Here is a 7,651-nt window from a genome sequence, read left to right on the forward strand (position 1 = left end):
CGACACCTACCGCGCGGGCCGGACCACCATCGCCGAGCCGCCGCCGCGTCGTTCCTTCTCGGCGGCGGCCAGCCACCTGCCGTCCGGCAGCCGCTGCACGCCGGTCGCCGCGCCGATCTCGGGGCTGGTCCTGAAGGAGTGCCCGAGCGCCTCGAGTCCGTGCCGCACGCCGCTGTCGTGGAGGCCGGGTTCCAGCTCGGTCTGCGCGGCGTTGCGCTGGCTGGCGCGCGGCGCGGCGATGGCGTCGGCGAGCGGGAGGCCGCGGTCGATGACGCCGGTGAGGGTCTGCAGCACGGTGGTGATGATGGTGGCGCCGCCGGGCGAACCGACCGCCACGACCGGCTCGTGGTGCCGGTCCAGGACGATCGTCGGCGCGATCGACGACCGCGGGCGCTTGCCGGGGCCCGGCAGGTTCGGGTCGTGGACGGCCGGGTTGGCCGGGGCGAAGGAGAAGTCCGTCAGCTCGTTGTTGAGCAGGAAGCCGCGACCGGGCACGGTGATGCCGCTGCCGCCGGTCTGCTCGATGGTGAGCGTGTAGGCGACGACGTTCCCCCACCGGTCCGCCACCGTGAGGTGCGTGGTGCTCTCGCCCTCGTACGTCGTCGGCGCCGCCGTACCGCCGCCCGCGCAGCGCGCCGGATCGCGGGGGTCGCCGGGGGCGAGGGGGCTGGTGAGGACCGCGTCGTCCCTGATCAGACACGCGCGGGAGTCGGCGTAGCGCTGCGACAGCAGCTCCTTCGTCGGTACGTCCTCGAAGGCGGGGTCCCCGACCCAGCGCCCCCGGTCGGCGAACGCGATGCGGCTCGCCTCGATGAAGCGGTGCAGGTAGCGGACCTTGCTCGCCCTGGAGAGGTCGGTGCGCTCCAGGATGTTCAGGGCCTCACCGACCGTGGTGCCGCCGGACGAGGAGGGCGCGATGGAGTAGACGTCCAGACCGCGGTACGACGTCCTGGTGGGCGCCTGGAACCTGGCCTCGTAGGCCGCGAGGTCGGCGGCGGACAGGTCGCCGGGGCGGGCGTTCCAGCCGGAGCCGGGGTCGACGGGCGGCTTGTTGACGGTGGCGACGACGTCCTCGCCGAGTGCGCCGTGGTAGAGGGCGTCGACGCCCTCGCGGCCGAGTTCCCTGTAGGTGCGCGCGAGGTCCGGGTTCTTGAACGTGGAGCCGACGACCGGGAGTTCACCGCCGGGGAGGAAGAGGTCGGCGGTGTCCGGGAAGTGGCGGAAGCGCTCTTCGTTGGCGGCGGTCTGGGAGCGGAAGGTCTCGTCGACGGTGAAGCCGTGCCGGGCCAGGCGCTCGGCGGGCTTGAGCACCGAGGACAGCTTCCGGCTGCCCCACTTGTCGAGGGCGGCCTGCCAGGTGGCGGGGGTGCCCGGGGTGCCGACGGCGAGACCGCTGCTGACGGCTTCGGCGAAGGCGATCGGTGTGCCGTTCTCCGTGAAGAGTTCCTCGTCGGCGGTCAGCGGCGCGGTCTCCCGGCCGTCGATGGTGCGCACCGTGCGGGACCCGGCGTCGTAGTGGACGAAGTAGCCGCCCCCGCCGATGCCGGCGGAGTAGGGCTCGGTGACGCCGAGCGCGGCGGCGGTGGCGACGGCCGCGTCGACGGCGTTGCCGCCCTTGCGCAGGACCTCGATACCGGCGGCCGAGGCGTCCGGGTCGACGCTGGCGACCGCGCCGCCGTATCCGACGGCGACCGGGGATTTCGGGGCGGCGGGCCCGCTCGGGGCAGCGGGTGGCGCCGCCCCCACCGACACCACGGCGGCCGAGACCGCCAGGACCGTCAGATTCCGTGCGACAGGGCGACGCATCCGCACCTCCAGGGAAGGGCCGTTCGGGCAGCTTAGTTGATGGTCATGGTCGCGTCATGGCCGCGTCGGGAGCACGTCACCGCGGCCCGTCGGACACCGGCGCACCGATGCCCGCTAGCATGCGCGCCCATGACTGACGACGTACGCAACATCGTCCTGGGCGTGGTCGCGGCGGGCATCAGCGCCGCGCTGGGCTGGCTCGCCCGAACGTACCTGTCGAAGCGGAAGCTCCGACGCAAGCAGGCGTTCTTCGGACTGCCGGAAGGCTCCGAGTCGCTGCTCGTCGTCAACCGGGACCCCGCGGCCTCCGAACCGGCCGTCCACCGCTTCGACGTCTTCGCGCTGCTGGAGCTGTCCGCCCTGGTCAAGGATTGCGGCGCGCACGTCCAGGTGGTCACCCAGGACATGGTCCACCAGGGGTTCGGCGAACGGACGGAGTTCTGCGTGGGCGGCCCCGGGTCGAACCGGCGCATGGTGGCCCACATGGCGGCCATGCTGCCCGGGGTGCGGGTCAACATCGACCCGGAGCCGGGCCCGGACCGCGGGGCGTTCCAGATAGGCGGCGAGCGCTACCGCATGGACCCGGGCATCACGGAGTACGTGCTGCTGGCCCGCCTCACCGCCGGGGACCGGCGCGAGGCCCGGCCCGCGTTCCTGTTCTGCGGCCAGCGCGCGATCGACAACCAGGCCGCCACCCGCTACCTCGCACGCCACCACGAGAAGCTGGCCCGCAAGTACGGCACCGACTCCTTCGTTCTGCTGCTCAAGGTGGTCAACTCGCAGGCGTACGGCCCGGATGTCGTCGAGTTCGTCGGTGACGTGACCCGGGCGGCGACGAGCCCGCTGCCGGCACCGGCGCCGGCGCCCCGCAACTCCCATCGGGCGTAGGACCGGTGTGCAGCTGACCTTCTCCCCGCCCGCGGACGACCCGTCGTAACGGCCGACCCGCTGCGCGACCAGTGATCTCCGGCTGCACCTTGCGTACTTCCCCGCGCGTTCGCGTGTCCGCGTGTCCTCCGCGTGCGGACCGAGGACCGCAACGTATCGGGACATGCGGCAGGCATGCCAACGACACGCACCCGGCGGGCATTACCCCTATTTACGGTGGCCCTCTGCCCAGAGGTTCACGTCTCCGCCACCTCGCCGTACAACTGTGAGAGCTCGGGCACGCCGTCCGCCGCCCACTCGTGGCCGGACGCCACCACGTCGAACTCCCGCCCGGAGGCGAGCCGGACGACGGGCTGCCCGTCGGAGCGGATGGACCAGACGGCGCCCGGCACGGTCCGCACGATCACGGTGCCGAGGTACAGACCGGCGTCGTTGCCGAGCCAGGTCAGGATCTCCTCGTCGCTGCGCCAGCGCGGCAGCACCTGGTCGAGTTGCTCCAGGGACTCTGCCGAGTCGTCGAGCCGGACACCCTCCCGCGACGCCTGCGAGCGCAGCAGGTCGCAGTCGGCGAGCATCTCACCGATGCCCTCGGCGTCGTGGACGCGGGGACGTTCGCGCCGCTTGCCCAGGAAGGGGAAGTTCATATGTCCAGACTGTCATTCGTACCGCCGTATGCACCACAGGGCACGCAGGGCGGAGGCGGCAGCGGGCGGCGGGGCGGGTGTACGGACGGCTGGTGCGCGGGTGGCAGGCGGGGGGCCGGTGCGCGGGTGACGGGGGGACTGCGGGTGCGCGGGCGGCAGGCGGGGAGACGGCGGGTGCGTGGGCTGCGCCTACACGTCCAGGTCCACCACGACCGGCGCGTGGTCCGAAGCGCCCTTGCCCTTGCGCTCCTCGCGGTCGACGTAGGAGTCGGTGACCGCCTTGGCGAAGGGCTCGTTGCCGTACACCAGGTCGATGCGCATCCCCCGGTTCTTCGGGAAGCAGAGCTGGCGGTAGTCCCAGTAGGTGAAGGGGTGGTCGTACTTCAGCGGGCGCGGGACCACGTCGGACAGGCCGGTCCCGCGCAGCGAGGCGAGGGCCGCGCGCTCGGCGGGGGTGACATGGGTGGAGCCCTCGAAGGCGGCGCGGTCGTGGACGTCGTCGTCCGTCGGGGCGACGTTGTAGTCACCGAGCACCGCGAACGGGCGACTGCCCGCCGCGTCGCTCTCCACGGCCGCGCGCAGCGCCTCGAACCACTGGAGCTTGTACGCGTAGTGCGGGTGCCCCACCTCGCGTCCGTTGGGCACGTACACCGACCAGACGCGGACCGGGCCGCAGGTGGCGGAGATCGCGCGGGGCTCCTGCACCCCCTCGTAGCCGGGGTCGCCGGGCAGCCCCTTGACGACGTCCTGGAGGCCGACGCGGGAGAGCACCGCCACGCCGTTCCACCGGCCGGTGGCGTGCACCGCCGCCTCGTAACCCTTCTCCCGCAGCGCGTCGAAGGGGAACTGCTCCTCGGCGACCTTGGCCTCCTGGAGGCACAGCACGTCGGTGCCGCTGCTCTCCAGCCAGGCGAGCAGCCTCGGCAGACGGGCGGTGATCGAGTTCACGTTCCAGGTCGCGATGCGCATGTCCCCCAACCTACCGGGCGGGACTGACAACCCCGTCCGGCCGGGAGCCCGCCCCCGGCCGCGGGCCTCACACGCGTGCGGAGTCCCCCGGGGCGAGCCGCAGGTGTTCCGAGCCGCCGAGCGAGCCGATCTGGCGGTCGTAGAGGGGGCGGGCGAGGTCGGTGAGGAGGGCGTCGTGGATGTCGTAGGCGCGCTGCGGTTTCACCTCGCGGACGTAGTCGATGACCTCGGAGATCTTGCTCCAGGGCGCCATGACGGGGAGCATCAGCGTCTCGACCGGGTGGTCGGGGACGGTGAGGGCGTCGCCGGGGTGGAAGATCCTGCCGCCGTCGACGAGGAAACCGATGTTGGTGACGCGCGGGATGTCCGGGTGGATCACCGCGTGCAGCCCGCCGTGGACCTGCACGTCGAACCCGGCGGCGGTGAAGGTGTCGCCGTGGCCGACGGTGTGCACACGGCCCGGGAACGCCGCCGAGATCCTCTCCGCGACGGATTTCAGGGTCCAGATCCCGGCGGCCGGGTTGTTCTCCATCGCGGCCCGCAGCCGTAGCTCGTCGAAGTGGTCGGGGTGCTCGTGGGTGACGAGCAGGGCGTCCGCGCCGAGGGCGGCGTCCTCCTCGCTGAATCCGCCGGGGTCGAGGACGAGCGTCCGGCCGTCCTTCTCGAGGCGGACGCAGGCGTGCGACTTCTTGGTGAGCTTCATGACTCCATCCTGCCGCCGCGCGCGGGTGGGCGGCTCGGCGGGACTCACTCCGGCGGTGTGGTCTCCTCGCGGACGACCTGCTGCGCCACCCGGAAAGCCCTGCTCACGGCCGGTGTGCCGCAGTAGACGGCCGCCTGGAGCAGTACTTCCCTGATCTCGGCCGGGGTGAGGCCGTTGCGCAGGGCGGCCCGCAGGTGCGGGGCGAGTTCCTCCGGGTGACCGCCGGCGACCAGCGCGGTCAGGGTGACGCAGCTGCGGGTGCGCCGGTCCAGGCCCGGCCGGTTCCAGATCTCGCCCCACGCGTACCGGGTGAGGAGTTCCTGGAAGTCCCCCGAGAACTCGTCCGCCTGCGCCAGCGCCCGGTCGACGTGCGCGTCGCCGAGCACTTCCCGGCGCACCTTGAGCCCCGCGTCGTACGGGTCCGGCCGCCCCTGCGCCGGGGCCACGACCGGGGCGATCTCGGCGATGGGTGCGGCCTGCGGCGGGGCCATGGCCGGCTGGACGGGGGCGGCGGAGGCCGCGGGGACGGCGGGCGCGGCGGCGTGGGCCGCGGCTGCGGCGGCGCGGGCGTGAGGGACGGCGATCTGGCCGGTGGAGGCGTCGTGGGCGGTCTGCCAGGCGGTGCTGAAGTGCCGTACCAGCAGGTCGGTGACGGCCGCGGGTTGCTCGACCGGGACCAGGTGGGAGGCGCCCGGGACGACGGCCAGACGGGCGTCCGGGACGCCTGCGACCAGGGTGCGGGCCTCGGCGGGGCCGGTGACCTGGTCCTCGGAGCCGACGAGGACCAGGGTCGGGACGCCGACCTGCCCGAGTTCGCCGCGCACGTCGAAGGCGGCGAGCGCCTCGCAGGCGGCGATGTAGCAGCCGGGGTCGGTGGTGCGCACCATCTGCACGGCCCACTCGGTGATCGCCGGCTGGGCGGCGGCGAACCCGCCGGTGAACCACCGCTCCGGCGCGCTGCGGGCGATGGGGTCGAGCCCGTTGGTGCGGACGATCACGCCGCGCTGGCGGAACTCGTCGGCCGTACCGAAGCGCGGCGAGGCCGCGATCAGCGCGAGGGAGGCGAGGCGCTCGGGGTGCCGCAGGGCCAGCTCGATGCCGACGGCACCGCCGAACGCGCAGCCCGCGTAGCCGAAGCGCCGCACGCCGAGCCCGTCGAGCGTCGCCAGCAGACGCGTGGCGAGTTCGGCGACCGAGCCCGACGGGTGGGCGGGGGCGCCCCCGTGCCCGGGCAGGTCGAAGCGGAAGACCCGCCACTGCTGCACCAGCTCGGGCACCTGGCGGTCCCACATGTGCCATGTGGTACCCAGTGAGGGACCGAGGATCAGGACCGGGGCCTCTTCTGGCCCGTCAAAGCGGTATTGCAGGGTGTTCGGCGGTGTCTCACTCACGCGTCAGACCCTCTCACGTCTCACGGACGCCCCTATAACGCAGGGGTGCGGGAAGCCGGTCTGACCAGGTTGAAGACCTCGCGGGCTGCGTATCGCTTGAGGCATCGGATGATCTCAGGGCGGGTCTTGCCCTCCTGGGTGCGGCGTTCGTAGTACTCCTGGGTGCGTGGGTCGTGACGCAGGCGGGTGAAGACGATGCGGTGCAGGGCGGCGTTGGCCTGCCGGTCGCCGCCGTGGTTGAGCCGGCGCGTGCTCCGCTGGCCGGAGGAGTACTCGATGGGGCTGACTCCGCAAAGGGCAGCAAAGGACGCCTCGGTGTCGAGCCGCTCAGGGTTGTCCCCCATGGTGATCAGCAGGGTGACGGCGCTGTCCGGACCGATGCCCACCGGTACGAGCAGCTGTGGGGCGTGGCGTTCGACGAGCCGGGTCAGTCGTTGGTTCAGCTCATCGATCTGCTCGGTGAGCTGCTCGATGCGTTCGGCGAGCAGGTAATGTCATGTGGGTGGCTTGGGCCACCGCGTCCTCGTCTCCCCCACCGTCGGGTGGGCCGAGGCGCGCACAGGTGCGGAACAGCTCGGCGTTGCCGAGGCTCGACATGCGTTCCCGCAGGGCGGGGCCGGCGATGACCAGGACGGCCTTGAGCTGGTTGATCGCCTGGGTGCGGGCCTTGACCGCGGAGTCCTTGGCGAGTTTGTAGATCCGGGCGCTGTGCACCGGACCGTCGCCGGATTTCGCCCGGGCTCGGGCGCGACCACTGAGCACGGCTCGCGCTGCGGCCTGGGCGTCGAGCGGGTCCGACTTGCCGAGCAGCCGGCGGGCCAAGCGGTCGGACCGGTTCACTTCGAACACCTGAATCCGCTGGGTCACCAGGTAGCGGGACAGGCCCGCGCCGAAGGTGCCGGTGCCCTCCACGCCGGCCCGGCGCACCGTCCCCCGCTTGCGGGCCCAGACAAGCAGTTGTCGGTAGCCGGCCACCGTGGCCGGAAAGGACTCGGTTCCCAGGACCTTCCCGAGCGGGGAGACCGCGGCGGCAACATGCACCTCGCCGTGCGTGTCCACGCCCAGCACGACCTCGCCCCGAACCGGCGGATCCGTACTGGAGGAGGTGCTGCGCTCTCTGGTCGTCATGGTGGTTCGCCTCCCGCGTGGTGACGTGCTGGGTGGATGGCACCGGCCCGCTCGGGCGGTCTGAACCGTGATGGCGCCTGAAACTCGGCAAGGCCCCTATAGGGACACGCCCTGTGGCTCGG

At 72.6% G+C, this 7,651-nt stretch carries 6 protein-coding genes and 1 pseudogene; 1 reads left to right on the forward strand and 6 read right to left on the reverse strand.

Features of this window, described 5'->3' with window-relative positions; translation table 11 throughout:
* Positions 1-6: 6 nt before the first annotated feature.
* Positions 7-1,806 (reverse strand): gamma-glutamyltransferase, encoded by a 1,800-nt coding sequence (gene ggt, locus ACVV2G_RS25485; protein ID WP_453845099.1) that lies wholly within the window; start codon positions 1,804-1,806, stop codon positions 7-9.
* A gap of 129 nt (positions 1,807-1,935) precedes the next feature.
* Between ggt and ACVV2G_RS25490 the strand changes: the two genes are divergently transcribed.
* A complete protein-coding gene (locus ACVV2G_RS25490; protein WP_453845100.1) occupies positions 1,936-2,694 on the forward strand; it encodes a hypothetical protein in 759 nt (252 codons plus the stop codon).
* 236 nt (positions 2,695-2,930) lie between these two features.
* Here ACVV2G_RS25490 and ACVV2G_RS25495 read toward each other — a convergent pair whose 3' ends face one another.
* The 5 genes and pseudogenes from ACVV2G_RS25495 to ACVV2G_RS25515 all read right to left on the reverse strand — a co-directional run bounded on the left by ACVV2G_RS25495 (position 2,931) and on the right by ACVV2G_RS25515 (position 7,529).
* On the reverse strand, positions 2,931-3,338 hold the full coding sequence (locus ACVV2G_RS25495) for a DUF6278 family protein (protein WP_453845101.1): 408 nt from the start codon (positions 3,336-3,338) through the stop codon (positions 2,931-2,933).
* A 189-nt stretch (positions 3,339-3,527) separates the two neighbouring features.
* On the reverse strand, positions 3,528-4,307 hold the full coding sequence (locus tag ACVV2G_RS25500; protein WP_453845102.1) for an exodeoxyribonuclease III: 780 nt from the start codon (positions 4,305-4,307) through the stop codon (positions 3,528-3,530).
* Between the two features lie 67 nt (positions 4,308-4,374).
* Entirely contained in the window at positions 4,375-5,010 is a 636-nt protein-coding gene (locus ACVV2G_RS25505) for an MBL fold metallo-hydrolase (protein ID WP_453845103.1), read from the reverse strand.
* A gap of 44 nt (positions 5,011-5,054) precedes the next feature.
* Entirely contained in the window at positions 5,055-6,401 is a 1,347-nt protein-coding gene (gene pcaDC / locus ACVV2G_RS25510) for a bifunctional 3-oxoadipate enol-lactonase/4-carboxymuconolactone decarboxylase PcaDC (RefSeq protein WP_453845104.1), read from the reverse strand.
* Between the two features lie 32 nt (positions 6,402-6,433).
* Positions 6,434-7,529, reverse strand: a pseudogene (locus tag ACVV2G_RS25515) (IS110 family RNA-guided transposase).
* Between the last annotated feature and the right edge of the window lie 122 nt (positions 7,530-7,651).

This window comes from Streptomyces sp. JK94, from assembly GCF_053613315.1.

Coding starts and splice junctions, on each gene's coding strand:
- ACVV2G_RS25505 (WP_453845103.1), bottom strand. CDS start 5,010: ATGAAGCTCACCAAGAAGTCGCACGCCTGCGTCCGCCTCGAGAAGGAC.
- ggt (WP_453845099.1), bottom strand. CDS start 1,806: ATGCGTCGCCCTGTCGCACGGAATCTGACGGTCCTGGCGGTCTCGGCC.
- ACVV2G_RS25500 (WP_453845102.1), bottom strand. CDS start 4,307: ATGCGCATCGCGACCTGGAACGTGAACTCGATCACCGCCCGTCTGCCG.
- ACVV2G_RS25490 (WP_453845100.1), top strand. CDS start 1,936: ATGACTGACGACGTACGCAACATCGTCCTGGGCGTGGTCGCGGCGGGC.
- ACVV2G_RS25495 (WP_453845101.1), bottom strand. CDS start 3,338: ATGAACTTCCCCTTCCTGGGCAAGCGGCGCGAACGTCCCCGCGTCCAC.